General features: G+C 73.3%; 21 protein-coding genes and 3 tRNA genes. 3 read left to right on the top strand and 21 right to left on the bottom strand.

Annotation, left to right across the window (positions count from 1 at the left end; translation table 11 throughout):
* Positions 1-112 precede the first annotated feature (112 nt).
* Both AB0J08_RS22865 and AB0J08_RS22860 read right to left on the bottom strand, forming a co-directional pair.
* Positions 113-185 (bottom strand) — tRNA-Ala (locus AB0J08_RS22865).
* A 102-nt stretch (positions 186-287) separates the two neighbouring features.
* A complete protein-coding gene (locus AB0J08_RS22860; RefSeq protein ID WP_360637159.1) occupies positions 288-1,727 on the bottom strand; it encodes an MFS transporter in 1,440 nt (479 codons plus the stop codon).
* A 102-nt stretch (positions 1,728-1,829) separates the two neighbouring features.
* On the opposite strand from AB0J08_RS22860, the gene AB0J08_RS22855 reads away from it, so the two are divergent.
* Positions 1,830-2,735 carry a helix-turn-helix transcriptional regulator gene (locus AB0J08_RS22855; RefSeq protein ID WP_360637156.1) on the top strand — a complete coding sequence of 302 codons (906 nt, stop codon included), beginning with the start codon at positions 1,830-1,832 and terminating at the stop codon, positions 2,733-2,735.
* A 110-nt stretch (positions 2,736-2,845) separates the two neighbouring features.
* Here the strand turns inward: AB0J08_RS22855 and AB0J08_RS22850 are convergent.
* The 8 genes from AB0J08_RS22850 to AB0J08_RS22815 form a co-directional block, all read right to left on the bottom strand.
* Positions 2,846-2,918, bottom strand: a tRNA-Ala gene (locus tag AB0J08_RS22850).
* 37 nt (positions 2,919-2,955) lie between these two features.
* Positions 2,956-3,028: transfer RNA gene (locus AB0J08_RS22845), tRNA-Ala, on the bottom strand.
* Between the two features lie 272 nt (positions 3,029-3,300).
* Entirely contained in the window at positions 3,301-3,948 is a 648-nt protein-coding gene (locus tag AB0J08_RS22840; RefSeq protein WP_360637261.1) for a histidine phosphatase family protein, read from the bottom strand.
* Positions 3,945-4,415 carry a ribosome silencing factor gene (gene rsfS, locus AB0J08_RS22835; RefSeq protein WP_360637258.1) on the bottom strand — a complete coding sequence of 157 codons (471 nt, stop codon included), beginning with the start codon at positions 4,413-4,415 and terminating at the stop codon, positions 3,945-3,947. Before rsfS ends, AB0J08_RS22840 begins: the two co-directional genes overlap by 4 nt.
* A gap of 148 nt (positions 4,416-4,563) precedes the next feature.
* Positions 4,564-6,426, bottom strand: coding sequence for an LCP family protein (locus tag AB0J08_RS22830; RefSeq protein WP_360637153.1), 1,863 nt, complete (start codon positions 6,424-6,426; stop codon positions 4,564-4,566).
* 19 nt (positions 6,427-6,445) lie between these two features.
* On the bottom strand, positions 6,446-7,078 hold the full coding sequence (gene nadD / locus AB0J08_RS22825) for a nicotinate-nucleotide adenylyltransferase (RefSeq protein ID WP_360637150.1): 633 nt from the start codon (positions 7,076-7,078) through the stop codon (positions 6,446-6,448).
* Positions 7,079-7,213: 135 nt separating this feature from the next.
* Positions 7,214-7,372 carry a hypothetical protein gene (locus AB0J08_RS22820; protein ID WP_360637147.1) on the bottom strand — a complete coding sequence of 53 codons (159 nt, stop codon included), beginning with the start codon at positions 7,370-7,372 and terminating at the stop codon, positions 7,214-7,216.
* A gap of 157 nt (positions 7,373-7,529) precedes the next feature.
* Positions 7,530-7,676 carry a hypothetical protein gene (locus AB0J08_RS22815; RefSeq protein WP_360637144.1) on the bottom strand — a complete coding sequence of 49 codons (147 nt, stop codon included), beginning with the start codon at positions 7,674-7,676 and terminating at the stop codon, positions 7,530-7,532.
* Between the two features lie 245 nt (positions 7,677-7,921).
* Between AB0J08_RS22815 and AB0J08_RS22810 the strand changes: the two genes are divergently transcribed.
* On the top strand, positions 7,922-8,980 hold the full coding sequence (locus tag AB0J08_RS22810) for a M48 family metallopeptidase (protein WP_360637141.1): 1,059 nt from the start codon (positions 7,922-7,924) through the stop codon (positions 8,978-8,980).
* 168 nt (positions 8,981-9,148) lie between these two features.
* On the opposite strand, the gene AB0J08_RS22805 is transcribed toward AB0J08_RS22810, so the two are convergent.
* The 11 genes from AB0J08_RS22805 to AB0J08_RS22755 form a co-directional block, all read right to left on the bottom strand.
* Positions 9,149-10,210 carry a hypothetical protein gene (locus AB0J08_RS22805; protein ID WP_360637138.1) on the bottom strand — a complete coding sequence of 354 codons (1,062 nt, stop codon included), beginning with the start codon at positions 10,208-10,210 and terminating at the stop codon, positions 9,149-9,151.
* A 133-nt stretch (positions 10,211-10,343) separates the two neighbouring features.
* On the bottom strand, positions 10,344-10,937 hold the full coding sequence (locus tag AB0J08_RS22800; protein ID WP_360637135.1) for a hypothetical protein: 594 nt from the start codon (positions 10,935-10,937) through the stop codon (positions 10,344-10,346).
* Positions 10,938-11,038: 101 nt separating this feature from the next.
* Positions 11,039-12,361, bottom strand: coding sequence for a glutamate-5-semialdehyde dehydrogenase (locus AB0J08_RS22795; RefSeq protein WP_360637132.1), 1,323 nt, complete (start codon positions 12,359-12,361; stop codon positions 11,039-11,041).
* 278 nt (positions 12,362-12,639) lie between these two features.
* Positions 12,640-13,167, bottom strand: a complete 528-nt coding sequence (locus AB0J08_RS22790; RefSeq protein ID WP_360637129.1) for a hypothetical protein — start codon at positions 13,165-13,167, stop codon at positions 12,640-12,642.
* A 130-nt stretch (positions 13,168-13,297) separates the two neighbouring features.
* Complete coding sequence (proB, locus tag AB0J08_RS22785) at positions 13,298-14,434, bottom strand: glutamate 5-kinase (protein ID WP_360637126.1); 1,137 nt, start codon at positions 14,432-14,434, stop codon at positions 13,298-13,300.
* Positions 14,435-14,759: 325 nt separating this feature from the next.
* The gene (obgE, locus tag AB0J08_RS22780) at positions 14,760-16,235 is read right to left on the bottom strand and encodes a GTPase ObgE (protein WP_360637123.1); all 1,476 of its coding nucleotides are present in this window, start codon (positions 16,233-16,235) and stop codon (positions 14,760-14,762) included.
* Positions 16,236-16,334: 99 nt separating this feature from the next.
* Entirely contained in the window at positions 16,335-16,592 is a 258-nt protein-coding gene (gene rpmA / locus AB0J08_RS22775) for a 50S ribosomal protein L27 (protein ID WP_360637120.1), read from the bottom strand.
* 12 nt (positions 16,593-16,604) lie between these two features.
* Positions 16,605-16,922, bottom strand: coding sequence for a 50S ribosomal protein L21 (rplU, locus tag AB0J08_RS22770; RefSeq protein WP_360637117.1), 318 nt, complete (start codon positions 16,920-16,922; stop codon positions 16,605-16,607).
* A 222-nt stretch (positions 16,923-17,144) separates the two neighbouring features.
* Positions 17,145-20,744 carry an Rne/Rng family ribonuclease gene (locus AB0J08_RS22765; protein ID WP_360637114.1) on the bottom strand — a complete coding sequence of 1,200 codons (3,600 nt, stop codon included), beginning with the start codon at positions 20,742-20,744 and terminating at the stop codon, positions 17,145-17,147.
* Between the two features lie 396 nt (positions 20,745-21,140).
* Entirely contained in the window at positions 21,141-21,941 is an 801-nt protein-coding gene (locus AB0J08_RS22760; RefSeq protein ID WP_360637111.1) for a TIGR03936 family radical SAM-associated protein, read from the bottom strand.
* A 222-nt stretch (positions 21,942-22,163) separates the two neighbouring features.
* Positions 22,164-24,089, bottom strand: a complete 1,926-nt coding sequence (locus tag AB0J08_RS22755; RefSeq protein WP_360637108.1) for a TIGR03960 family B12-binding radical SAM protein — start codon at positions 24,087-24,089, stop codon at positions 22,164-22,166.
* 278 nt (positions 24,090-24,367) lie between these two features.
* On the opposite strand from AB0J08_RS22755, the gene AB0J08_RS22750 reads away from it, so the two are divergent.
* Positions 24,368-25,672, top strand: coding sequence for a M14 family zinc carboxypeptidase (locus AB0J08_RS22750; RefSeq protein WP_360637105.1), 1,305 nt, complete (start codon positions 24,368-24,370; stop codon positions 25,670-25,672).
* Positions 25,673-25,685: the final 13 nt, after the last annotated feature.

The following is a 25,685-nucleotide window of genomic DNA, read 5'->3' as shown; positions in this document are numbered from 1 at the left end:
CCGGCTGCCGAGCCGTTCGGAAACTTCCGGGCCGCTCGGCGCCGAGCCGTCACGTCGGCCCGGAAAACACCGAGGGCCGCCTCCCGGAACGGGAGACGGCCCTCGACTGCTGTGGAGCTACGGGGAATTGAACCCCGGACCTCTTGCATGCCATGCAAGCGCTCTACCAACTGAGCTACAGCCCCTTGACCTGCATTGTCACCGGAGGCTTTCCTGCGTTTTCCCTCGGCGACATCGACTACTTTACACGGTCGAAGGGGTGCTCCACGAATCCGTTACCGGAGGTACTACCCGGCCGTCGGACGGGTGCGGGCCGCGAAGGCCGCGCCTAGGCCGACGATGCCCGCGATCGCGGCGGTGGTCACCAACAGGGCGTGCCCGGAGTCCCCGGCCGTCGCCGGCAGATCGACCCCGCCGAGGAAGACCGAGCCGAGCACCGCCACCCCGACCACCTGGCCGAGCTGGACGACCGTCACCATCACACCGCTGGCGTCCGCCGCGTCCGCCGGGGCGACGCCGCCCAGCGCCCGGGCGAACAGCGGCGAGTACGAGCAGCCGGCAACGAGACCGAGAGCGGCCATCAGCAGCAGCGCCACGGGGCCGATCTCGGCGCCACCGCCGAGCAGCCACCCGAGCAGCAGGTAGCCGGGGGCCAGCAGGGCGGCGCCGAGCAGCGGCAGGACGCCGTGCAGCCGGCCGGGCAGCCGCTGCCAGTGCAGGCTGGAGAACCCGAAGCCGAGCGCCACCGGTACCGAGCAGAGCCCGGCGCGCAGCGCGCTGTACCCGAGACCGGACTGCTGGTGCAGGGCGAAGGCGAACAGGAAGCCCGCGAAGGCCGCCATGATCATGAAGATCGCGCCCGCCGCCGGGCGCAGTCCGGTCGCCCGCAGCACCCGGCCGGTGATCAGCGGCTGTCCGCCGCGCCGCGCGATCCGCCGCTCGACCACCGCGAACAGGCCGAACAGTGCCGTGCCGGCGGCGAGCATCGCCCAGCCCCAGGCGGGCCAGCCCAGTTCGCGGCCGAGCACCAGCGGCACCACCAGCAGCCCGAGGGCCGCACCGAGCACCACCAGGCCGGGGAGGTCGAAGCCGCGCTCGCGGTCGCCCGGCAGGCTCGGCAGCAGCCGGGCACCGGCCGCCAGCAGCGCCAACCCGATCGGCACGTTGACCAGGAAGACGGGGCGCCAGCCCGTCCCGAACAGGTCGGCGCTGACCAGGACGCCGCCGAGCACCTGGCCGACCGCCAGGCCCCCGGCCAGCACCGCCGAGTAGAGGCCGAGCGCCCTGGTCCGGGCGGCGCCGGTGAAGGTCTGCTGCACCAGGCTCATCACCTGCGGCACCATCAGGGCCGAACCCGCGCCCTGGAGCAGTCGGAAGGCGATCAGCCAGCCGGTGGCCGGCGCGAGGCCGCAGGCCAGCGAGGCGGCGGTGAAGGCGGCCAGTCCCAGCTGGAACAGCCGGCTGTAGCCGTAGCGGGCGCCGAGCCGGGCGCCGGTGATGAGCAGCACCGCGTAGGCGATGGTGTAGCCGGCGATGACGAGTTGGAGGGCCGCGCCGGAGGCGCGCAGGTCGGTGCGGATGGTCGGCACCGCGACGTTGACGATGGAGACGTCCAGGATGGCCATGAACTGGCCGCAGAGCAGGAGGGCGAGGAGCAGGCCGGGCCTGGTGGCCGAGCCGCTGGTGGTGCCGCCGGCCACGCCGGGCCGGATCTGAAGGTCCGTCATGGCCCCAGCGTGCCGCGCGCCCGGTACTGGTGGTTAGAGCCTGCCGATCCTGGTACTGGCAGCACCTGTTTCGGCCGCCGGGTCTGCGGCACGATGGCGGGTATGACCGTCCTGGACGACCGCACCGCCACCGTTGTCGGGCCGCGCCGGCAGGACCGCCGCCGCACCGAGCTGGCCGGCTTCCTCAAGGCCTGCCGGGCCCGGGTCACCCCGGAGGAGGTCGGCCTGCCGCCGGGGCTGCGCCGCCGTACGCCGGGGCTGCGCCGGGAGGAGGTGGCGCAGCTCTCCGGGGTCGGCGTCACCTGGTACACCTGGCTGGAGCAGGGGCGGCCGATCAACGCCAGCGAGCAGGTGCTGGCGGCGGTGGCCCGGACGCTGCGGCTGGACGATACCGAGCGCGAGCACCTGTTCCGGCTCGCGGGGGTGTCCGCGAGCCCGAGCGCCCAGCCCGATCCGCCGGTCCTCGACCCGTCCACCCAGGCCATCCTGGACGCGCTCGCGCCGCTGCCGGCCGCGGTCTCCAACACCCGGTTCGACGTGCTGATGTACAACCGCTCGTACGAATCGCTGTTCGGAACGAACCGCACCGCCACGCCCAGCGGGCGGTTCAACAGCATCTGGTGCACGCTCCTCATGCCGCCCTGCTGCAATCCGTTCCTGAACCGTGCGGAGGCACTGCCGCGGATGGTGGCGGTGCTGCGGGCCTCGTACGGCAAGCACGTGGGCGAGCCGGTCTGGGAGGAGCACGTGCAGGGGCTGTCGGCGAAGAGCGAGCTGTTCCGGGACCTCTGGGCCCGGCAGGAGGTGGCGCCGCCGGAGACCTCGCTGCGGGTGTTCCGGCACCCGGAGGTCGGGGTGCTGCGGCTCAACGCCTCGTACCTGACGCTGCCCGGGGTGCCCGAGACCTATGTGGTGGTCTACCTCCCGGAGGGGCCGGGGGACCGCACGCGGATCGAGGAGCTCGCCGCCCTGCCGCCCGGCGGCTGGCTGAACAGCTGCCACTCCTGAGCCCCCGCCGGGGCCCGGGCACACGGCCACCGGGAAAGCCGGGAGGGCAGGAAGGCGAGCGGGAACGCAGAAGGCCGCCACCCGATGGGTGGCGGCCTCTCGCCGTTCTGTGGAGCTACGGGGAATTGAACCCCGGACCTCTTGCATGCCATGCAAGCGCTCTACCAACTGAGCTACAGCCCCGCGACACGCACGGCCCTCGCGGACCGCAGGTGCGGAGTGGAGCTACGGGGAATTGAACCCCGGACCTCTTGCATGCCATGCAAGCGCTCTACCAACTGAGCTACAGCCCCGCACTCACCGGATTTCGCGCTTCCCTTCCGGGCTGCGTTTCTTCCGTGCGAACGAGGAAGACTCTAACTGGTCAGGCCCGGAACTGCGAAATCCGCCCCCGCAGGCCGCTCGGCGGCTCACCGCCGAACGTCGTCGCCCAGGTGTCACCACCCGAACGCCGCCGCTCGGCCGGCACCGCTCGCCCGTCGCCGATCGCGTGGTCGCCGGTCAGGCGTCGCCCCCGATCAGGCACCGTCCCGATCAGGCACCGTCCCCGATCGGATCCACCCGATCAGGTGTCGTCGCCGATCACCGGCTGCGGCAGGGTGCCCGCGTTGTGCTCCAGCAGACGCCAGCCGCGCGCCCCCCGGCCCAGCACCGACCAGCAGCAGTTGGACAGGCCCCCGAAGCACTCCCAGAGCGCCGGCTCCAGGCCGAGCAGCTGCCCGAGCATGGTGCGGATGGTGCCGCCGTGGCTGACCACCACCAGGGTGCCGTCCTCCGGCAGCTTGCCGACCGCGTCCAGCACCACCGGCACCGAACGGTCGGCGACCTCGGTGGACAGCTCGCCGCCACCGCGCCGGACGGGTTCGCCCTGCGCCCAGGCCGCGTACTCCTGCGGGAAGCGGGCCCGGATCTCGGCGTTGGTGAGCCCCTGCCAGGAGCCGGCGTAGGTTTCGCGCAGCCCCTCGTGGTGCTGCACGTCCAGGCCGGTGATCCTGGCCAGCTCCTCGGCGGTGCGCCGGGCGCGCTGGAGGTCCGAGGAGATCAGCAGGTCGGGGTGCAGGCCGGCGAGCAGCCGGGCCGCCCGCTGGGCCTGCAGGACGCCCTGGCCGGTCAGCTCGATGTCCGTGGTGCCCTGGAACCGCGATTCGAGGTTCCAGGACGTCTGGCCGTGCCGCCAGAAGACGATGCGCGGGCCCCGCGCCTCCCGGCTCAGCTGTAGTCCTCGGCGCCGAAGTTGTCGGCCGGGGCGACCTCGGCCGGGGCGAGGGCGTTGCCGGCCTCGTCGGTGTGCGCGTCGGGGCGGTTGCGGGAGGCCAGCGCGTCGGCCGGCAGCGGCAGCTCGGGGCAGTCCTTCCAGAGCCGGTCCAGGGAGTAGAAGGAGCGCTCCTCGGAGTGCTGGACGTGCACCACGATGTCCAGGTAGTCGAGCAGGATCCAGCGGCCGTCGCGCTCGCCCTCCCGGCGCACCGGCTTGATGTCCAGCTGCTCGCGCAGCTTGTCCTCGATCTCCTCGGCGATCGACTTGACCTGGCGGTCGTTGTTCGCGGAGGCGATCAGGAAGGCGTCGGTGATCGACAGCACGTCGCTGACGTCGAACGCGATGATGTTGTGCGCCAGCTTGTCGGCCGCCGCCTGGGCGGCGACGTTGATGAGTTCCTGGCTGTGCTCGGTGGCGGTCACGATGTTCTTCCGGCTCGGCGGCTTGGGGGCGATGCCCAGCACTCGGCCGGGCATCGCCTTCCAGGATCTCACGCCGCCCCGGTGGCCCAGGAACCGTTTCCCGCGCCCACCCGCCACGGGTGGGCCCGGGAGCCGGTCTCCCGCGGGCCTACGACGCCTTCGGCGGCTGGTAGTCCTTGCCGAGGACGACCACCAGGTCGGCGTTCTGCGCGTCGGTGACCTTCTTCGCCGCCGTCTCCGGCAGATTGAGGCTGATCGCCAGCGACTTCGCCGCGGCCTGCCGGGCGTCGTCGGTGTAGCGGATCTCACTGGCCGCCTGTGGAGCAGCCTTCGCCCCGCCGGGGATGAAGGTGAGGCCCGCGTTCACCACCTGGACCTGCGCGGCGGCGGCCGCCTGGTCGTTGCCGGTGGCGTCCTGGATCGAGACCCGGGCCGGCGCGTCGGCCGAGGTGGCGGACTTCAGCGTGCCGCCCAGCACCTCCTTGACCTGCTGGCCGGCGCCGGCCTCGTCCAGGGTGCCGTCCGGCTTCACGGTCAGCGCGGTGGTTCCGAGGTGCCCGTCCTTCGCCTGCTGGGCGAGCTGGACGAGCACGCCGGCCAGGGCGTCCTCGGGCAGCGACGGGTCGAGCACCGCGTTCATCCGGTGCACGTCGTCCTTGGCGTCCTTGAACTCGGTCGGCATGGTCCGCATCACCGCGTCCATCACCTGGCCGAACCGGGCCAGTTGGGCGTCCCGGCTCTCACCGGCCGCCTGCAGGGTGGCGTAGGCGACGGCCGCCTTTCCGCTCAGCAGGGTGTTCTTGCCCACCGCGGAGAGCAGCTTGCCGTCCGGCTTGCCGCCCTCGTGGGTCTCCGCGTTGGTGTCCACCCGGACTCCGCCGAGCTGGGCGACCAGCAGTTCCAGGTACGGCGTGTCGAGCCGCCAGGTGCCGGCCACCGGGGCGCCCAGCACGGCGGTCAGGGCGTCGCGGGTGGCGGACGGGCCGATGCTGTCCATCGCCTGGCCGACGGAGGTGAGCGGCGGGTCGCCCGGACCGGGCAGGCGCAGCGTGTCCGGCAGCAGCAGCACGGTGCCCTTGTGTCCCGCGGCGTCGTTGACCAGCAGCGCGCTGGACACCTTGCCCTGCAGGTCGCGCAGGTGCACCACGTTGACCTGGCGCGGGCCGGCGGCGGTCGCCGCGCTCTGCTTGTCGCCGGTGAACCAGAGGTAACCGCCGGCGCCGGCCGCCGCGAGGGCCAGCACCACACCGACGCCGATCAGCCGGTTGCGCAGCTTGCGGCGGCGCTCGGCGCGCACCTCGCTGCGCGACTCGGCGAACTTCAGCCAGTCGATGACGTCCTCGGTCTCCTCCGCCTCCTCGTCGACGAAGGTGAACTCGCCGGTGGCGTAGTCGTCCCTGGGCGCCTTGCCGGCGCCGGCGGCCTTGGCGGCGCGGCTTCCGCCGACCTGTTCGGACGGCGGGGCGGGCCGGGCCGGCGCAGCCTCGGCGGGGGCCGGCCTGGGCGTGCGGGGGCGCGGCGGCACCGGGGCGGGCGCCGGGGCGGCCTGCTCGCGCTCCGGCTCGGTGACCACCGGCTGCTGCGCGGTCCCGTACTGCTGCTGCTCGTAGCCGCCCTGCTGTCCGTAGCCGCCCTGCTGCGACTGCTCGTACGGCTGGTACGCCTGCTGGTACTGGTCCTGCCCCTGGTAGCCGCCGGGCTGCTGGTACGCCTGTCCGCCGGGCGCCGCCGGCTGCCCGTACGGGTCGTACTGGTCGTACTGCTGCTGCTCGTAGCCGCCCTGCTGTCCGTAGCCGCCCTGCTGCGGCTGCTCGTACGGCTGGTACGCCTGCTGGTACTGGTCCTGCCCCTGGTAGGCGGTGTACTGGTCCTGCGCGTAGGGCTGCGCCGGTGGTACCGGCTGCCCGTACTGGTCGTACTGCTGCTCGTAGCCGCCCCGTTGCTGGGGCGGGTACTGCTGCTGGTACTGCCCGGTGGACCAGTCGTCCTGCTGTCCCCTGCGATCGGTCATCCGTCGGCCCCTCCGGGGATCAGGTCCGGTGCGGCGCGTAGAGCGCCCGCTTGTCGATGTAGCGGACCACGCCGTCCGGGACGAGGTACCAGACCGGTTCGCCCTTGGCGACCCGGTTGCGGCAGTCCGTGGAGGAGATGGCCAGCGCCGGGACCTCCACCAGGGAGACCCCGCCCACCGGAAGCCCGGCGTCCGACAGAGTGTGCCCCGGCCGGGTGCAGCCGATGAAGTGGGCGAGCGAGAAAAGCTCCTCGGAGTCGCGCCAGGAGAGGATCTGCGCGAGCGCGTCGGCGCCGGTGATGAAGAAGAGGTCGGCGTCCGGGTGGAGCGCGTGCAGGTCGCGCAGGGTGTCGACGGTGAAGGTCGGGCCCTCGCGGTCGATGTCGATCCGGCTGACCGAGAACTGCGGGTTCTCCGCGGTGGCGATGACCGTCATCAGGTAGCGGTCCTCGGCCGGGGTCACCTGGCGGTCGGTCTTCTGCCACGGCTGCCCGGTCGGAACGAAGATCACCTCGTCGAGGCGGAACGCGCTCGCCACCTCACTGGCGGCGACCAGGTGCCCGTGGTGGATCGGGTCGAAGGTGCCGCCCATCACGCCGAGCCGCTTCTTCACCGGTACCGGTCCGCCGGGATTCCCGGCCTGCTCTCCCATGCCGCCACACCTTACGCGACGCCCGTTACGGTGCGGGAACGCCCGGGTGGCGGGCGTCCGGAGGACGCGTGAGGGAGCGGCCAGCGCTCCCGCCGGACGCTCCCCGGGCCGCCCCGGCGGGGCTCATCGCGCCGCTCAGCGGTCCCGGTTGAAGCGGGTGGTGACGTAGAGCAGCAGCAGCAAGACGAACAGTGCGGCGCCACCGGTCAGGTACGGGTTGAGGCTGTCGTGGTTGCCCCCCTCACCCTCGGAGGCGAGCAGGTTCAGGACGGGAAGTGCGGCGGCAGTGCTCATGGTCGGCGGACCTTCTCGGCTCGGGTGACGGACCAGGGTGTGCGGGCCGGCGAGGGCCCACCCGTCATCGTACGGGTGCCGACACGGCAACCGCTCGGCGGCCCACCGCGTCTGATCCGGCGTGAGCCGGGCGCCCGGCGGGGCCGTCCGGGAGCGCTCAGTTGTTGCGACCGGCCCGCAGCAGCGCCCACGCGAGCAGACCGACACCGACGAAGGAGGCCACCACGATGATCCGCAGGAAGAGCCCCGGGCCGTTCTCCGTGGAGATCGGACCGGCCAGGCTGACAAGGGCGTCGGTGGACATCTGCGGGCTCCTCGGACTGCTCGGTACCGCGGCCAGGTCTGGTCTCGGCTCTCCAGGGCATTCAGGGTAAACCGGTCTCACACCCGCGCCGGCCACCGCCCCCTCCGGCGCCGTCCGCGCCGCGTAGGGTGACCGCGGGGACGAGTACGCAACCACGGACGTTGCACAGACAGTCGTTGCAGGCGAAGACCAGCGGGGGCCGGCCAGCTGCCGGGGCCGCCGTCGACCAGGAGGGTACTCACACCATGACCGATACGACCTCGAAGACCCCGAGCCGGCGCCGTCAGCGCTTTCCGGAGATCTCCACCCGGGCCTGGGAGCACCCGGCGGACCGCTCCGCCCTCGTCGCGCTGCGCAAGCTGACCGGCTTCGACGACGTCCTGAAGAAGCTCGCCGGGCTGGTCTCCGAGCGTTCGATCCGGCTGATGTTCCTGGCCACCGCCGTGAAGACGTCCGAGCGTCAGTTCCCCGAGCTGAACGAGATGGTCCGCGACGCCGCGTACGTGCTGGACCTGGAGAAGGTCCCGGACCTCTACGTCTCCCAGGACCCGACGGTCAACGCCTACTGCATCGGCATCGACACCCCGATCATCGTGGTCACCAGCGGCCTGGTCGAACTCCTGGACGAGGAGGAGCTGCGCTCCGTCATCGGCCACGAGGTCGGCCACGCGATGTCCGGCCACGCGGTCTACCGCACGATGCTGCTGATCCTCACCAACATCGCCGCCCGGATCGCCTGGGTGCCGCTCGGCAACCTGGCGATCATGGCGATCGTGACCGCGCTCAAGGAGTGGTTCCGCAAGGCCGAACTCTCCTGCGACCGGGCCGGCCTGCTCGCCGGGCAGGACCTCCAGGCCTCCATGCGGGCCCTGATGAAGCTGGCCGGCGGCCACAACCTGGCCGAGATGAACGTCGACGCCTTCCTGGAGCAGGCCGAGGAGTACGAGAAGGCCGGCGACCTGCGCGACGGTGTGCTCAAGCTGCTGCAGGTGCTGCCGCAGAGCCACCCGTTCGCGGTGGTGCGCGTCGCCAAGCTGAAGAAGTGGGCGGAGAGCGAGGAGTACCGCTCCATCCAGGCCGGCGCGTACCCGCGCCGCTCCGACGACGCCGACACCTCGGTCGGCGAGCAGTGGAAGGCGGCCGCCGACCACTACACGACCTCGGTGAAGGAGAGCAAGGACCCGCTGATGGGCCTGATCCGTGACGTCGCCGGTGGCGCGGCCACCGTCGGCGGCAAGCTCCGTGACACTTTCACCGGTGCCACGCGCACCAACGGCTCCTCGGCACCCCGCGACGAGAACTGACCCGGACGGGGACCGGCCCCGCCCCGCCGACGGCTCCCGGCTCCCCCGCCGGGAGCCGTCGCCACGTCCGGGCCCGGGCCGCCCGCACCTCGGCCGACCCTTACCCCGGTGACCCGCGCTGCCAGGACTGCCCGGACGGCCCGCGGCACAGTGCCCCGCGGCCCGGCGTCAGCTGCCCGCCAGCACGCCGCAGACCTGCCAGGCCGGGCGGGCGTGGTTGCCCGGGTCGATCGGCTGCGCACCGGCCGCCGGGGTGCCGTCCGCCCCCGCCAGCAGCGGCTGCACGTACCCGGCCAGCGAGCTGCCGCACGGCGCCGGACCGGCCTGGAGCACCGAGTCCACCAACCGCAGCTGGGCGGAGGCCAGGTCGAGCCGGTCGAACTGGAAGGTCAGCTGCCGCCGGACGGTCTCCACGGTCACCGGCGCGCCGCTCGGGGCCCCGGCCGCCTTCAGCGCGTACACGAAGGTGTGGTCGGTGGTGATCTGCAACGTGGTGCTGTCCGCCTCGTCGATCCGCATCGCTCCCGCCACCTTCACGCTGTCGGCGGCCAGCGCGACCTGCGCCGGGTCGAAGCGGACCAGCCATCCGGTCAGCGCGTGGTGACGGTCGTCGACGGGGTGCGCCACGCTGGCGTCGAAATGCGCCTGCTCGCCGGGCGTCACGAAGGCCCGCACCTCGGCGGTCGCCCCCTGGATCAGGGTCGTCGGCGCCAGCGACGAGGCCACCAGGTAACGCTGGACGGTGTCGAGCGCCTTGGTCACCTCGATCTTGCTGAAGTGCTCGGTGGCCGCTCCGGCGGGCGTCCCCAGGCCGATGGCGCCGTCGCTGTAGCCGGGCGGCAGCGCGGCGAACGGGGCGGCCGGGTCGGCGACCGCGTGGACCGCCGAAGCCGGGCTCAACGCCACAAGACTGACGGTCAGTTGACTTCCCTCGGGACGGGCCGTCTGACGGTTCGGCGTGCTGATGCCGAAGTACACGGCGGCCGAGAAGGCCAACAGGATCAACAGCAGCAGGGCGAGCGCCTGCCTCGGCACGGTACCCAGCGGGCCGAGCCGGATGCGCGGGCGGGTGGCCCGGCCGAACGAACTCGCCAGCCGCTCACGGGCGGAAAGCTCCTGGATCCGGGCAGCCCGGACGAACGATTCGTCGAAGACGACGGACCGGTACTCGTCATCGCTTCCGGAACCACCGTCGGGCGCACCCTCCGGAGGCTCTCGCGGGTCACCCATGACACCAGGGTAAGCCGCATCCGCGCCCGGCCACGAGGGTGTTCACGCAGATTCCCGGGAGCGCTCCGCGGCGGACTTTCGGCACGCCAACGCCCCCGGGCGCACTCCGGCGCGGAACTCGCGAATCAGCGCCTCAGCCCGCCGGCGCGGTGACCACGAGCGACGGCTCGGCCGGCGAGGGAGCCGGATCGACCCCCGCACTGCTGCTCCCGGACTCGGGCCGCCGCGGCGTACCGCCGGAGGCCCCGCCCACGCCCTGGTAGACGGCCGCGACCGCCACCGCGACCAGGCTCACCCCCATGATCACGGCGAGCACCCAGGCCACCGGCCGGTGCCAGCGCTGCTGGGCGACATAGCGCCCGCGCCGCGCCCGGACCGGGTCGTAGACACTGTCCCGACCCCACCGCCCGGAGCGGCGCCCGGCCACCCGGCCGGGCCCCGACCACGGGTCGGGGTAGAGGCGGTCGTCGTCCAGTCCGCTCGGGTGGGGGCGCAGCTCCAGCGGCACCCCGTCACCGGCGGGGACGTCATACCCCCAGCCCGGCACCACCGCGTCCGGCTCGAACCGGGCCTCGGCGGCGGCGAGCTGCCGCTCCTTGGCTGTCGGCTCGTGCACGGCGGCGGACCGGACGAAGGCCTCATCGAAGACCACGGTGGCGAACTCGTCGTCCGCACCACCGTGGTCGGCGCCGTCGGGGTACGGCAAGCCCCCCACATCGTCAGCCACGGATTCAGCGTATTACCGGTCGCGCGATTTGTCTGTGGCTCCTCGCACTTGGTCCGTCACTCGTGTGACGCCGGCCGGCCGCCCGAGGCCCCCCGGTCCGCTCAGCGGGTGTCGGCCGCACCGCCCACGGTCTGCGTCGCCTCGCCCCGGACGTGCCCGTCACCAGTGACGATGTACTTGGTGCTGGTCAGCTCCGGCAGGCCCATCGGGCCCCGGGCGTGCAGCTTCTGGGTCGAGATGCCGATCTCGGCACCGAAGCCGAACTCACCGCCGTCGGTGAACCGGGTCGAGGCGTTGACGGCCACCGTCGTCGCATCGACCAGCTGGGTGAAACGGCGGGCGGCGGCCTGCGAGGTGGTGACGATCGCCTCGGTGTGGCCGGAGGACCAGCGGCGGATGTGCGCGACGGCGGCTTCCAGCGAGGGCACCACGGCCGCCGCCAGGTCGTACGACAGGTACTCGGTCTCCCAGTCCGCCTCGGTGGCCCGCACCACGGTGGCCGCCGAGCCCTCGGCGGCCTTGAGCACCGCGTCGTCGCCGTGCACCGTCACTCCGGCCTGCGCCAGGGCCGCCAGCGCGAGCGGCAGGAAGGTCTCCGCGACGTCCTGGTGGACGAGCAGGGTCTCGGCGGAGTTGCAGACGCTGACCCGCTGCGCCTTCGAGTTCAGCAGGATGCCGACGGCCATCGCCAGGTCCGTCTCGGCGTCCACGTAGACGTGGCAGTTGCCGGTACCGGTCTCGATCACCGGCACGGTCGAGCCCTCGACCACGGTGCGGATCAGCGAGGCTCCGCCGCGCGGGATCAGCACGTCCACCAGGCCGCGGGCGCGCATCAGCTCCTGGACGGAGTCCCGGCTCTCACCCGGGACGAGCTGGATCACGTCGGCGGGCAGGCCCGCCGAGACGACGGCGTCCCGCAGCACCGCGATCAGCGCGGTGTTGGAGCGGTAGGCGGAGGCCGAGCCGCGCAGCAGCACCGCGTTGCCGGACTTCAGGCAGAGCGCGGCCGCGTCCACGGTGACGTTCGGACGGGCCTCGTAGATGATGCCGACCACGCCGAGCGGCACCCGGACCTGTCGCACGTCCAGGCCGTTGGGCAGGGTGTAGCCGCGCACCACCTCACCGACCGGGTCGGGCAGGCCGGCCACGTCACGGACGTCGGAGGCGATCGCGGCGATCCGCTCGTCGGTGAGGGTGAGCCGGTCGATCACCGACTCGGCGGTGCCCGCCTCACGGGCGCGCGCGACGTCCTCGGCGTTGGCGGCGGTGATCTCCGCGCTCCGGGCCACCAGGGCGTCCGCGATCGCCGCCAGCGCGGCGTCCTTCGCCCGACGCGGCAGCGGGGCGAGCACGGCGGCGGCCTCCCGGGCACGGCGCGCTACGGCGAGAACGGGGCTGTCGGCGGTGGCGAGGTCGCTGGTCATGCGCCAAGGGTAGCGACTGCGCGGGCGCCATCCGCCGGGCATTTCGCCCGGTGAGACACCACCCGAGCCCCCGGAGCCGAGCCCGGGCCCAACCAGCCCAGCGAGGCCCGGAGGCGAGCCGAGGCCCGAACAAAGCCGAGCGAGCCAAAGGGCCGCGCCGGTGCCGAAAGGGAGAAGCGCGGGAGCGACGCAGGAGCGACGGAGCGCCGACCGTCGGCACCGGACCAGAGCGGCCCGGAGGCGAGCCGAGGCACAAGCAAAGCCAAGGCACAAGCAAGTCAGTACGGGTGCACCCCGCCCAGGTGCGGCGGCGGATCGCCGAAGCCCTCGGCGACCCGCTTGTGGTACGTCGCCCGGTCGACCACCTCCAGCCCGACGATCTCCCAGGGCGGAAGGCTCGCGGTGACCTTGTGCTCGCCCCAGAGCCGCAGCGCGATGGCCGCCGCGTCGTGCAGGTCCCGGGCCTGCTCCCAGTAGCGGATCTCCGCGTGGTCGGCCGCGTAGCGGGCGGTCAGGAAGAACGAGTGGTCGTGCGCCAGGCGCTCCAGCCCCGCCCGCAGCGCGGACAGCGGGGTGGTCCGCCCGGCCACGCTCAGCACCACGTGCCAGAGCCGGGCCTGTTCGGGCACCGTGGGCGGCTCGCCCTCGTCCCGCCGGTCGGGCCCGACCCTGCGTACCGCGCCGGGCTCCTGCGGCGGCGGACCGGCCGGCTCGGCCGGGGCGTCGGCCCCGCGCCCGCCGTCGATGCTGGTCAGCCGCCGGCCCGCCGTTCCTCCGGTCAGCGCTGCCTCGCGCCTGCGTTCCACCGGCGGCCTCCTGTTCGGCGATCTCGTGTCGTCGTACCCGCCGGCCCCGGCCCGGCGCGTACGGCTGCGCCCCCTCGCCCGTGGCCGGGCCTGCACCCCGCGCGCAGTCGCCGCCGCTCCTCCAGGCCGGTCAGCCGCGCAGGACGACCAGGTCGTCACGGTGGACGACCTCGCGCTCGTACGCGGCACCGAACTCCTGGGCCAGGTCTCGGGTGGACCGGCCGAGCAGCCGGGGCAACTCCCTCGCATCAAAGTTGACCAGTCCGCGCGCCACGATGTGGCCGTTTTCGCCAAGAAGGTCCACCGGATCACCCGCGGCGAACTCGCCGTCGACCTTGGTGACCCCGGCCGGCAGCAGCGAGGCGCCTCCGGAGACGACCGCCGCGACGGCGCCCTCGTCCAGGTGCAGGGCGCCGCGCGGGCTGCTGGCGTGGGCCAGCCAGAGCAGCCGGTCGGAGGAGCGGCTGCCGGTGCGCAGGAACAGCGTGCCGGTGGGCCGGCCGGCCAGTGCGTCGGCGGCCCGGCTGGCGGCGGTGAGCACCACGGGGATGCCGGCGCCGGTGGCGATCCGGGCCGCCTCCACCTTGGTGACCATGCCGCCGGTGCCGACGCCGGCCTTGCCCGCGCTGCCGATCGAGACGCCGTCCAGGTCGTGCGGCCCGGCCACCTGGGCGATCCGGCTGGTGCCGGGGCGGCTCGGGTCGCCGTCGTAGAGGCCGTCCACGTCGGAGAGCAGGACGAGCAGGTCGGCGCGGACCAGGTGGGCGACCAGCGCGGCCAGCCGGTCGTTGTCACCGAACTTGATTTCGGCGGTGGCGACGGTGTCGTTCTCGTTGACGATCGGCATCGCGCCCATCGCCAGCAGTTGGTCCAGGGTCCGGTAGGCGTTGCGGTAGTGGGCCCGCCGGCTGGCGTCCTCGGCGGTCAGCAGCACCTGGCCGACCCTGATGCCGTACCGGGCGAACGAGGCGGTGTAGCGGGCGACCAGCAGACCCTGGCCGACGCTCGCGGCGGCCTGCTGGCGGGCGAGGTCCTTGGGGCGCCGGTCCAGGCCCAGCGGGGCCAGGCCGGCCGCGATGGCGCCGGAGGAGACCAGGACCACCTCGGGGGCGTCCGGGCCGCTGCGCACCTTGGCGAGCGCGTCCACCAGGGCGTCGACCCGGTCGGCGTCCAGGCCGCCGGCCGCCGTGGTGAGCGAGGAGGAACCGACCTTGACGACGATCCGCCGTGCGGTCAGGACCTCCTCCCGCAGTGAGTCCTCGCTCATCTCGCTGTACGCCCTTCCGGTGTGGTGCGGGTACGGCGGGCCCGGGCCCGGCCGTTACCCCCGCAATCTACGCGATCGAGGCGGCTCGCCCGCCGGTCGGTTCACCGGCTGGACCCGCTCCGGTCGTGGCTCGTGGCCGCCGGCCGCGAGCTCACCGGTCTCGCCGGGCGGGGCACCCCCGGCCGACCGCACCTGAGCCGACGGATTGCGGCAACCACCTTGCCCACCAGGAGAAGTGACGTTTCGTCAGCCCTGAACACGGCCGCGGCCCCGCCTCCGGGAAGGAGACGGGGCCGCGGTGCGAGCAGGCTGGGACCGGCCGGTCCTACTCCTCGTCGTCGCCCTCGACGGCGTCCTGGCGGCCGCTGGACAGCGCCTCGAAGGCGAGGAACTCGGTCTCGGCCGCGTCCCGGCCCTTCTGCTTCTCGCGGCGGCGGTCGACCGCCGGGCGCGGGTTCTCGAAGCGGTGGTCCTCACCGCGGCGGCCCAGCATCTCGGCACCGGCAGCCATGGTCGGCTCCCAGTCGAAGACGACGGCGTTCTCCTCCGGGCCGATGATGACGGTGTCGCCCTCGTGCGCGCCGACCTTCCAGAGCCTGTCCTCGATGCCGAGGCGGGCCAGCCGGTCGGCGAGGTAGCCGACGGCCTCGTCGTTGGAGAAGTCCGTCTGGCGGACCCAACGCTCCGGCTTGATGCCGCGGATGCGGAAGGCGCCGTCCTCCTCGGTGATGGTGAAGCCCTCGTCGTCCACGGCCGTCGGCCGCAGCACGATCCGGGTGGACTCCTCCAGCGGCTTGGCGGCCCGGGCCTCGGCGACGATCTGCGCCATCGCGAAGTTCAGCTCGCGCAGGCCCTTGCGGGAGGCGGCGGACACCTCGAAGACGCGGTAGCCGCGCTCCTCCAGCGACGCCCGGGTGAGGTCGGCGATGTCCTGGCCGTCCGGCACGTCGATCTTGTTGAGCGCCACCAGCCGCGGCCGGTCCTCCAGGCCGCCGTACTGGGCCAGCTCGGCCTCGATGGTCTCCAGGTCGGTCAGCGGGTCGCGGCCGGGCTCCAGGGTCGCGCAGTCCAGCACGTGGACCAGCACCGAGCAGCGCTCGACGTGCCGCAGGAATTCCAGGCCGAGGCCGCGGCCCTGGCTGGCGCCCGGGATCAGGCCGGGCACGTCGGCGACGGTGTAGACGGTGTCGCCCGCGGTCACCACGCCGAGGTTGGGGATCAGGGTGGTGAACGGATAGTCCGCGATCTTCGGCTTGGCGGCGGAGATCACCGAGATCAGCGAGGACTTGCCGGCGCTCGGGTAGCCCACCAGGGCCACGTCGGCGACGGACTTGAGCTCCATGACGATGTCACGGGCCTCACCCGGCTCGCCGAGCAGCGCGAAGCCGGGCGCCTTGCGGCGGGACGAGGCCAGCGCCGCGTTGCCCAGGCCACCGCGGCCGCCGGCGGCGGCGACGAAGCTGGTGCCGTGGCCGACCAGGTCGGCGAGGACGTTGCCCTGCTTGTCCATGACGACGGTGCCGTCCGGCACCGACAGGACGAGGTCGTGCCCATCGGCGCCGGTCCGGTTGCCGCCCGCGCCGGGCTTGCCGTTGGTCGCCTTGCGCTTGGGCGAGTGGTGGTACTCGAGCAGGGTCGTGATCTGCGCGTCCACGGTGAGGATGACGCTGCCGCCCTCACCACCGTTGCCGCCGTCGGGGCCTCCCAACGGCTTGAACTTCTCCCGGTGCACGGAGGCGCAGCCGTGGCCCCCGTTACCCGCGGCGACGTACAGCTCGACGCGGTCCACGAAGGTGGTCATGGGTGTGCCTCCAGTGCGAAGAAAGTGTTGACCTGCTGTAAAGCAAGAAGGGTGGACCGGATCATTCCGGCCCACCCTTCATTGTGAGTCTTGTCCGACTCAGGCCTCGACGGCCACGATGTTGACGACCTTGCGGCCGCGACGGGTGCCGAACTGCACCGCACCGGCGGCCAGCGCGAACAGGGTGTCGTCGCCACCACGGCCGACGTTGGCGCCCGGGTGGAAGTGGGTGCCACGCTGGCGGACGATGATCTCGCCAGCCGAGACGACCTGGCCGCCGAAGCGCTTCACGCCGAGGCGCTGGGCGTTCGAGTCACGGCCGTTCCGGGTAGAGCTTGCGCCCTTCTTGTGTGCCATCTCGCTATCCCCTTACTTGCTGACGGAGTCGATGCTCGTGATCCGCACAGCAGTGTGCTGCTGGCGGTGACCCTGGCGGCGACGGTAACCGGTCTTGTTCTTGTAGCGCAGGATGACGATCTTCTCGCCCTTGGTCTGGTCGACCACCTCGGCGTGAGCCTTCACGCCGGCCAGCACCCACGGGTCGGAGGTGACAGCGTCACCGTCGACGACCAGGATGGTGGAGAGCTCCACCGAGTCACCCGGCTTGGCCTCGATACGGTCGATCTCCAGCACGTCGCCGACGGCGACCTTGTGCTGGCGGCCGCCTGCGCGAACGATCGCGTACATGCGGTACCCACTTTCCTAACTCGGTCGGAGCTCCAGATGCCAGCCACCTGGGTACGGACACAGGGGCCTCTCCCCGGCTCCTCTGACGAGGCGCCCGGAAGGTGATGTGCTCGGGAGCGCGGCGTAGACACGCCGAGGGTCAAGAATACGGATCGGCCGCCTTCGGGGCAAACCGGGCCGTCCTGGTCCGGGGCGGACTCGCGTCCGCCCCGGACCGGGGCACTACTCGGCTGCCGAATCACCCTCGGCGGCCGCGGCCTTCTTGGCCGCCGCGCTCGTCCGCTTGGTGGCGGTCTTGCGGGCGGTGGTCTTCTTCGCGGCGGCCGCCGTGGTCTTCTTGGCGGCCGTCTTCTTCGCCGCGGTCTTGCGCGCGGCCCGCTTCTTCGGGGCCGGCGCCTCCTCGGCGGGCTCCTCGGTCGCGGCGGCCTCGGCGGGAGCCGCCTCGGGCTCCTCGACAGCCGGCTCGACCGCGGCGGGGGCCTCGGCGGGCGTCTCGACGGCGGCTTGCGCCGGCACCTCGGCCGGGGTCGCCCCGGGCGTCTCGGCTGCCGCGAAGGCCGCCTGCAGCGCCGCGTCGGCACGGGCCTGCAGCACCACGATCTCGGCTTCGGCAGGGGCCCCGGCCGGAGCAGTCGCCTTGCGCACCGCCCGGCGGCGGGTGCGGCCGGCCGGCGCCGCCGTGGCGGCGGGGATCTCGACCAGGCTCGGCTGGGCCGTCTCCTCGACGGCCGCCGGCTCGGTCACCGGCTCGGCGACGAACTCGGCCTCGGCCTCGGTCACCGGCACCTCGATCGCGAGCTGGCCCTCGACCTCCTCGTACTCCGGTGCCTCGACGCCGGCCTCGACGGCGGCCTGCGCCTCGTCCTGGGCGGCACCGCCCTTGCCGCGGCGACGGCGCTTGCCGCTGCCCGCGCCCGCCTCGCCCGCCGCGACGGCCTGGCCGCCACCGGTGTGGACGTGGGTGCTCGGCTGCTCCATGTGCACGATCACGCCGCGCCCGTTGCAGTGGACGCACGGCTCGGAGAACGACTCCAGCAGGCCCTGGCCGACCCGCTTGCGGGTCATCTGGACCAGGCCCAGCGAGGTGACCTCGGCCACCTGGTGCTTGGTCCGGTCCCGGCCCAGGCACTCCAGCAGGCGGCGCAGCACCAGGTCCCGGTTGGACTCCAGCACCATGTCGATGAAGTCGATCACGATGATGCCGCCGAGGTCGCGCAGCCGCAGCTGGCGCACGATCTCCTCGGCCGCCTCGATGTTGTTGCGGGTGACGGTCTCTTCGAGGTTGCCGCCCTGACCGACGAACTTGCCGGTGTTGACGTCGATGACGACCATCGCCTCGGTGCGGTCGATCACCAGCGAACCGCCGCTGGGCAGCCAGACCTTGCGGTCCAGCGCCTTCATCAGCTGCTCGTCGATCCGGTAGGTGGCGAACACGTCCACCTCGGAGGTCCACCGCTGCAGGCGCTCGGCCAGGTCGGGGGCCACGTTGGCGACGTAGTCGTGGATGGTGTTCCACGCCTCGGTGCCGGAGACGATGACCTTGGTGAAGTCCTCGTTGAAGATGTCGCGGACGACCCGGACGGTCATGTCCGGCTCGCCGTAGAGCAGCGCGGGGGCGTTGCCGGTCGCGGCCTTCTTCTGGATCTCCTCCCACTGCTGCTGGAGGCGCTGGACGTCGCGGGTCAGCTCGTCCTCGGAGGCGCCCTCGGCGGCGGTGCGCACGATGACGCCCGCGTCGTCGGGGACGATCTTCTTGAGGATCTGCTTCAGGCGGGCCCGCTCGTTCTCGGGCAGCTTGCGCGAGATGCCGGTCATCGAGCCCTCGGGCACGTACACCAGGTAGCGGCCGGGCAGCGAGATCTGGCTGGTCAGGCGGGCGCCCTTGTGGCCGATCGGGTCCTTGGAGACCTGCACCAGGACGGACTGGCCGGACTTCAGCACCGACTCGATCCGGCGCGGGCCGCCGTGGCCGCCCAGCGAGCCGAAGTTCACCTCACCGGCGTACAGCACCGCGTTGCGGCCCTTGCCGATGTCGACGAAGGCGGCCTCCATCGACGGCAGCACGTTCTGGACCTTGCCCAGGTAGACGTTGCCGACGTACGAGGTGGCCTGCTCCTTGTTGACGTAGTGCTCGACCAGCACGCCGTCCTCGAGGACGCCGATCTGGGTGCGCTGGCCGTTCTGGCGCACCACCATGACGCGCTCGACCGACTCGCGGCGGGCCAGGAACTCGGCCTCGGTGATGATCGGCACCCGGCGGCGGCCCAGCTCGCGGCCCTCGCGGCGGCGCTGCTTCTTGGCCTCCAGGCGGGTGGAGCCCTTGATGGACTGCACCTCATCGGGGTCGAAGGACGGCTCGGTGGAGCGGCGGCGCGGCTCGCGCACCTTCACCACCGTGCGGACGCCGTCCTCGGTGGTCTCGGCGACCTCGGTGGCACCGGCCTCACCGCTGCGGCGGCGGCGGCGACGACGGCGACGGGAGGAGGCCAGGCCGGCGGACAGCTCGTCGTCGTCCTCGCCCTCCTCGTCCTCGACGTCGGCGGCCGACTCCTGGACGGGCTGCTCGGTCTCGGCGGCCTCGGTCTCGAAGTCCTCGGCCTCGCCACGACGGCGGCGGCGGCCACCCCGGCGGCGACGGCGCGACGGACGGCCGTCCTCCTCCCACTCGCCCTCGGCCTCGGGGCCGGCGGCGGGGGCCTCGACAGCGGCCGGAGCCGCGACGACGGGGGGCGCCTCGACCGGCGCGACCACCGGAGCGACGGGAGCGGCAGGAGCGGCGGCAGCAGCAGCGGCAGCGGCAGCGCCGGACTTGCGGCGGCCCGGGGTCTGCACCCGCACCTGGGTGCGGGTACGACGACGGCGGCCGACGCCGCTGTACTCGTACTCGTCCTCCTCCGTGGTCTTCACGGCGGGGGCCTCGGCCGGGGCGGGGGCCTCGGCCGGAGCCGGAGCGGCCGCGGCAGCCGGGGCGGCGGCCGGGGTCGACGGCGCGGTGTAGGGCGCCGGCTCCTGGAAGACCGGGGCCTGGAAGATGGCGGTGGACGGGCGGACCGCACGGCGGCGCACCCGGTGGGTCGGCTCGGCCTCGGCGACCGGCGCGGGGGCCGGGGCGGGCTCGGGCTCGGCGACGGGCGCGACGGCCGGGGCCTCCTCCTCCACGGGCTCCTGCTCGGCGGCGGGCTCCTCGACCGGGGTCTCCTCGACGACCGGGGCGGCCTCGACCACGCGACGGCGGCGGGGGCGGCGGGCCGGTGCGGCGGGGGTCTCCTCGACCGGTGCGGCCTCGGCGGCGGGCGCCTCGGCGGGCGCCTCGGCCGGCGTCTCGGCCGGCGTCTCGACGGGTGCCTCGGCAGCCGCGGGCGCGCTCACCGGCGCCTCGGCACGCTTGCGGGCCCGGCGGGCCCGGGCGGGCTTCTCGGCAACCGGCTCGGCGACCGGCGCCTCCACGGCGGGGGCCTCGGCGACGGGCGCCTCGGCGGCCTCCGGGCCGGTGACGACGATCGGGGTGGCCTCCGGCGCCCCGGCGGGGGCCTCGGCACGCTTGCGGGTCCGGCGGGCCCGGACCGGCTTCTCGGCGACCGGCTCGGCCGCCGGGGCCTCCGCGACGGGGGCCTCGGCGACGGGCGCCTCGGCCGCGATCACCGTCTCGGCGGTGTCGGCGGCCGCACCCTGCGGGGTGCCCGCGGGGCGGGAGACCGCCCTGCGGCGGCGGCGCGGCGGCGCGGCGGACGCGCCCTCGCCGGTGGTTCCGTCGCCGGTGGCGACGGTGTTCTCGTTCTGTTCCGCTGCCGCACTCTGCTGCGGATCGGTGTTATCGAGCATGCGGGTGGATCTCCCGTCAGGCCCCCGGGCTCCGTATCCGGGCACGGCAGGGCACCGGTGGCCGACCGGCATCACGAGGATGCTCGGGCCGGACCATTTCCTGGTGCCGCCGTGCGGACGCGAGGCCGCACAGGGGCTCGTAGTCTCGCTCGGCGCCCCGCGCTCGGCGGGGTGTCGAAAGTCTTCTGGTCTGACCAGTCTTCTGAGGTTTTCCCAAGCTGCGCCGTCCCCCAACCCCGGGTGGCTCCCGGACGGGGTCCTCGGGCCCACCGACCATCCGGGTCGGCGGGCCACAAGAGGCCGGCCTGTGCTTCGACGACGCTCGCTCCCCTGGGGAGCCGCGGGGGCCTGGAGGACCAGCGGGTCCAGTGAGGCACTGGACCAGGCCTCCGCCCGCTAGGCGGACGCGGTTGCGCGCGGCTCGCCGGCGGCCACAGGGCCGGCCGGGGCCGCGGCGCGGTCGAGCGCCAGCGGGTCGGTCACCGTGCCGGTCTCCTCGTCGAGCGGCCCCTGCGCCAGCCTGGTCACCTCTGCGGGGACCGGCGGCGCCAGGTCAGCCGTCGCACGGAGACCGGACAATACGTCGTCGGGTCGTACGGCGGGTGTGGCGTGTCGTACTACCAGGCGCAGTATCGCACAGGCATGGCCGGTCCGAACATCGCGGGCCCCTTCGCCCTCCGTGTCCGCACCGTCGTCGACCTGCGGCGAGAGGATTTCCAGCACCGCCACGGCGCCGCGCGCGTCGAAGACACGCACGCCGTTCTTGGTGAGGCGTTCGACCTCGACCCGCTCCTCGGCGAGGAAGGCGGCGGCCGCGCGGGCCGCCTCCTGGGCGGTGACACCGTCCAGGCGGACCTGCCACTCGGAGGCTTCCAGACGCTCCACGAAGTTCGGCGTCCGGACCTCGACCGCGTCGATGACGTCCAGGCCGTTCGGGAGCGACTCGTCCAGCTGCGCGCGCAGCTGCTCCGGGTCGCGGAAGGCCGCCAGGCCGATCTCCAGGTACTCCGCCTCGCTCGCCACTCCGGTGGGAGCGGCGTTGGCGTAGGACACCTTGGGGTGCGGCGTGAACCCGGCCGAATAGGCCATCGGCACGGCGGACCGGCGCAGGGCGCGCTCGAAGGCGCGCTGGAAGTCGCGGTGGCTGGTGAAGCGGAGCCGGCCGCGCTTGGTGTAGCGGAGACGGATCCGCTGCACCGTCGGCGCGGGCGGCGGACCGTCGGGCGTACGGCGTGCCAGAGTCGCTCAGTCCTTAGTCAGTTGTCCCTGTCCGTCGTGGCACGATCGCACCACACTCCGGACTCTGTCACTCAAAGGGTACGCGCCCGCGCGGCCCCTTCGCTCCGCCCCTGGTCAGCCCGGATGCACGGGACCCCGGCCGGAGCGTCCGGCCGGGGTCCCGCGGTGGCGTGCGACGTGCTACTTGACGACCGTCAGCGGCAGGAGCTTCTTGCCCGTCGGGCCGATCTGGATGGACGTGTCCATCTGCGGGCAGACGCCGCAGTCGAAGCACGGGGTCCAGCGGCAGTCGTCGACCTCGACCTCTTCGAGGGCGTCCTGCCAGTCCTCCCAGAGCCAGTCCTTGTCGAGGCCGCTGTCCAGGTGGTCCCAGGGCAGCACCTCCTCGTAGGTGCGCTCGCGGGTGGTGTACCAGTCGACGTCGACGCCGGTGCCGGCCAGACCCTTCTCTGCCGAGGCCATCCAGCGGTCGTAGGAGAAGTGCTCGCGCCAGCCGTCGAAACGGCCGCCGTCGTCATAGACCGCCCGGATGACGGCGCCGATCCGGCGGTCGCCGCGGGAGAGCAGGCCCTCGACGATGCCGGGCTTGCCGTCGTGGTAGCGGTAGCCGATGTTCTTGCCGTACTTGCGGTCACCGCGGATGGAGTCGCGCAGCTTGGCCAGGCGGGCGTCGGTGTCCTCGGCGGACAGCTGCGGGGCCCACTGGAAGGGGGTGTGCGGCTTGGGCACGAACCCGCCGATCGAGACGGTGCAGCGGATGTCGTTCTGGCCGGTGACCTCGCGGCCCTTCTGGATGACGTTCTTCGCCATCTCGCCGATCTGGAGCACGTCCTCGTCGGTCTCGGTGGGCAGGCCGCACATGAAGTACAGCTTCACCTGGCGCCAGCCGTTGCCGTACGCGGTGGAGACGGTGCGGATGAGGTCCTCCTCCGACACCATCTTGTTGATCACCTTGCGCATGCGCTCACTGCCGCCCTCGGGGGCGAAGGTGAGGCCCGAGCGGCGGCCGTTGCGGCTGAGCTCGTTGGCGAGGTCGATGTTGAAGGCGTCGACCCGGGTGGACGGCAGCGACAGACCGATCTTCTCCTCGGCGTAGCGGTCGGCCAGGCCCTTGGCGACGTCGGCGATCTCGGTGTGGTCGGCGCTGGACAGCGACAGCAGGCCGACCTCCTCGAAGCCGGTGGCCTTCAGCCCGCGCTCCACCATCTCGCCGATGCCGGTGATGCTTCGCTCCCGCACGGGGCGCGTGATCATGCCGGCCTGGCAGAAGCGGCAGCCGCGGGTGCAGCCGCGGAAGATCTCGACGGACATCCGCTCGTGCACGGTCTCGGCGAGCGGGACGAGCGGCTGCTTGGGGTAGGGCCACTCGTCGAGGTCCATGACGGTGTGCTTGGAGACCCGCCACGGCACGCCGGGCGCGTTCGGCACCACGCGGGCGATCCGGCCGTCGGCCAGGTACTCCACGTCGTAGAACCGGGGGACGTACACGCCGCCGGTGCGCGCCAGGCGCAGCAGCACCTCCTCGCGGCCGCCCGGACGGCCCTCGGCCTTCCAGGCCCGGACGATCTCCGTGATGTCCAGCACGGCCTGCTCGCCGTCGCCGACCACCGCGCAGTCGACGAAGTCGGCGATCGGCTCCGGGTTGAAGGCCGCGTGACCGCCGGCGAGCACGATCGGGTCGTCCTCGGTCCGGTCGCGGGCCTCCAGCGGGATGCCGGCCAGGTCCAGCGCGGCCAGCATGTTGGTGTAGCCGAGTTCGGTGGAGAACGAGAGCCCGAACACGTCGAAGGCCTTGACCGGGCGGTGCGCGTCCACGGTGAACTGCGGGACGCCGTGCTCACGCATCAGCGCCTCGAGGTCCGGCCAGACGCTGTAGGTGCGCTCGGCCAGGACGCCCTCGCGCTCGTTGAGCACCTCGTAGAGGATCATGACGCCCTGGTTCGGCAGGCCGACCTCGTAGGCGTCGGGGTACATCAGCGCCCAGCGGACGTCGCAGGCGTCCCAGTCCTTGACGGTCGAGTTGAGCTCGCCGCCGACGTACTGGATCGGCTTCTGGACGTGCGGGAGGAGGGCCTCCAGGCGTGGGAAGACCGATTCGACAGTCATGTACTAGGAACCCTTACGACGTTGAGAGGTGTCGCTCGCATCGGACCCGGTCGGGGTGGTGGGCGACGGCTGGGAGGGGTGACCCTCAAGAGTAGCCGAATCCCGGGAGGCTCCGGCCGGCCCGCGGGCCCCGGCCGCCCTCCCGGAACCCGGCAGACCGGTTGTTGACAGCCCCGGAGGGCCCATGCGGTACTGGCAGGGCTCCGCCGGGAGGCCCTGCACGCCATCGGGACAAGGAAGTTGACCATGCACGACGGCACCGACACCGGCCTCCCGACATGACCGACACCGGCCGGCGGATGCCGCACTGCCGGCCCGCACCCGCGCAGCCGGACCGCTACCCCCCGGTGGCCCGCGCCGAGGCGGCTTTCCGGCGGCTCGCCTGGCGCCACCCCGACCGCTGCCGGCTGCGGGAGGTGGGCCGCTCCCGGGCCGGCCGTCCGCTGCTGCTGCTCTCCGTCGACGAGGGCCCGGACGCCGTCCTGGTGGTCGGCGGCCCGCACCCCAACGAACCGGTCGGCGTCGCCACCGCCCTGCGGCTGGCCGAGCGGCTGCTGGACCACCCGCCCCGGCGGGGCGTCTCCTGGCACGTCCTGCCCTGCCTGGACCCGGACGGCGCCGCGCTCAACGCCGGCTGGCTGGAGGGGCCGCTCACCATGCGCCGCCACTACGAGCACTTCTACCGGCCCTCCTTCGAGGAGCAGCCCGAGCTGCTGCCGCCCGCCGACGCCGACCGCGCGCCGATGCCGGAGAGCCTGGCGCTGACCGGCCTGATCGACGAGCTGCGCCCGTTCCTCCAGTGCTCCCTGCACGGGGTGGACTTCGGCGGCGCCTTCGTCCAGCTCACCGGCCCCGTCCCGGGCCTGTCCGAGCGCTTCGCCCGCTCGGCGGCGCGCGGCGGCATCCCGCTGGACGTCGACTCCTACGACGCGGTCGGCTGGGCCAGCCCCGCGCCCGGGACGTATCTGATGCCCGCGCCCGGCGGCACCGGCCTCTCGCGGGCGCTCCCCGACGAGCCCGAACTCTCCACCTGGTCGTACGCCGGCCGCCACGGCGGGGTGACGGCGGTCCTGGAGGTGCCGATGTGGGCCGTCGACTCGGTCGGGGACGAGCGCCCGCACCCGGCCGTCCGGCCGGCGGTCACCGCCGCCGCCCGGGTCCTGCGGGACCGCGCCGAGGAGCTGTCCGGGCTGCTCGTCCACGTCCCGCCGCACACCCGCCGGGCCTACGGTCCGATGGTGCGCGCCGCCGAGTTCACGCTGGCGGTCTGCTCACCGGTCGCCGACGAGTGGCTGGAGCAGTGGTGCGCCCAGCCGCTCACCGTCTCCCGGGTGACCACCGCCGGGCTCGCCGCCGCCCGGATCCCGCTGCGGGTGGCCTCGGTGCTGCTGCGCCTGCTGGCGGACACCGGCGGTCCGGCCGTGGACGCGGCCCGCGAGCGTGCGCAGGGGATCGTCGCCGAGAGCCTGGACCGGTTGCGCCACCGCTTCGGCGCCCGCTGGGTACCGGTGGAGGTGCAGACCGCCCACCAGACCCGCGCCGTGCTCGCCGCGGCAGCCTGCCTGCCCGACCGGGGCCGGTAGCACGCGGGGGCCG

This window comes from Kitasatospora sp. NPDC050463, from assembly GCF_040655255.1.
Taxonomy (GTDB): Bacteria; Actinomycetota; Actinomycetes; order Streptomycetales; family Streptomycetaceae; genus Kitasatospora.
Note: the sequence above shows the minus strand (reverse complement) of the source record. Positions and strands in the feature narration are given on the sequence as shown.

Excerpts from the sequence above, each read along its gene's own strand:
- AB0J08_RS22860 (WP_360637159.1), bottom strand. The coding sequence starts at position 1,727 with ATGACGGACCTTCAGATCCGGCCCGGCGTGGCCGGCGGCACCACCAGC.
- AB0J08_RS22855 (WP_360637156.1), top strand. The coding sequence starts at position 1,830 with ATGACCGTCCTGGACGACCGCACCGCCACCGTTGTCGGGCCGCGCCGG.
- AB0J08_RS22830 (WP_360637153.1), bottom strand. The coding sequence starts at position 6,426 with ATGACCGATCGCAGGGGACAGCAGGACGACTGGTCCACCGGGCAGTAC.
- nadD (WP_360637150.1), bottom strand. The coding sequence starts at position 7,078 with ATGGGAGAGCAGGCCGGGAATCCCGGCGGACCGGTACCGGTGAAGAAG.
- AB0J08_RS22820 (WP_360637147.1), bottom strand. The coding sequence starts at position 7,372 with ATGAGCACTGCCGCCGCACTTCCCGTCCTGAACCTGCTCGCCTCCGAG.
- AB0J08_RS22815 (WP_360637144.1), bottom strand. The coding sequence starts at position 7,676 with ATGTCCACCGACGCCCTTGTCAGCCTGGCCGGTCCGATCTCCACGGAG.
- AB0J08_RS22810 (WP_360637141.1), top strand. The coding sequence starts at position 7,922 with ATGACCGATACGACCTCGAAGACCCCGAGCCGGCGCCGTCAGCGCTTT.
- AB0J08_RS22805 (WP_360637138.1), bottom strand. The coding sequence starts at position 10,210 with ATGGGTGACCCGCGAGAGCCTCCGGAGGGTGCGCCCGACGGTGGTTCC.
- AB0J08_RS22795 (WP_360637132.1), bottom strand. The coding sequence starts at position 12,361 with ATGACCAGCGACCTCGCCACCGCCGACAGCCCCGTTCTCGCCGTAGCG.
- proB (WP_360637126.1), bottom strand. The coding sequence starts at position 14,434 with ATGAGCGAGGACTCACTGCGGGAGGAGGTCCTGACCGCACGGCGGATC.
- obgE (WP_360637123.1), bottom strand. The coding sequence starts at position 16,235 with ATGACCACCTTCGTGGACCGCGTCGAGCTGTACGTCGCCGCGGGTAAC.
- rpmA (WP_360637120.1), bottom strand. The coding sequence starts at position 16,592 with ATGGCACACAAGAAGGGCGCAAGCTCTACCCGGAACGGCCGTGACTCG.
- rplU (WP_360637117.1), bottom strand. The coding sequence starts at position 16,922 with ATGTACGCGATCGTTCGCGCAGGCGGCCGCCAGCACAAGGTCGCCGTC.
- AB0J08_RS22765 (WP_360637114.1), bottom strand. The coding sequence starts at position 20,744 with ATGCTCGATAACACCGATCCGCAGCAGAGTGCGGCAGCGGAACAGAAC.
- AB0J08_RS22755 (WP_360637108.1), bottom strand. The coding sequence starts at position 24,089 with ATGACTGTCGAATCGGTCTTCCCACGCCTGGAGGCCCTCCTCCCGCAC.
- AB0J08_RS22750 (WP_360637105.1), top strand. The coding sequence starts at position 24,368 with ATGACCGACACCGGCCGGCGGATGCCGCACTGCCGGCCCGCACCCGCG.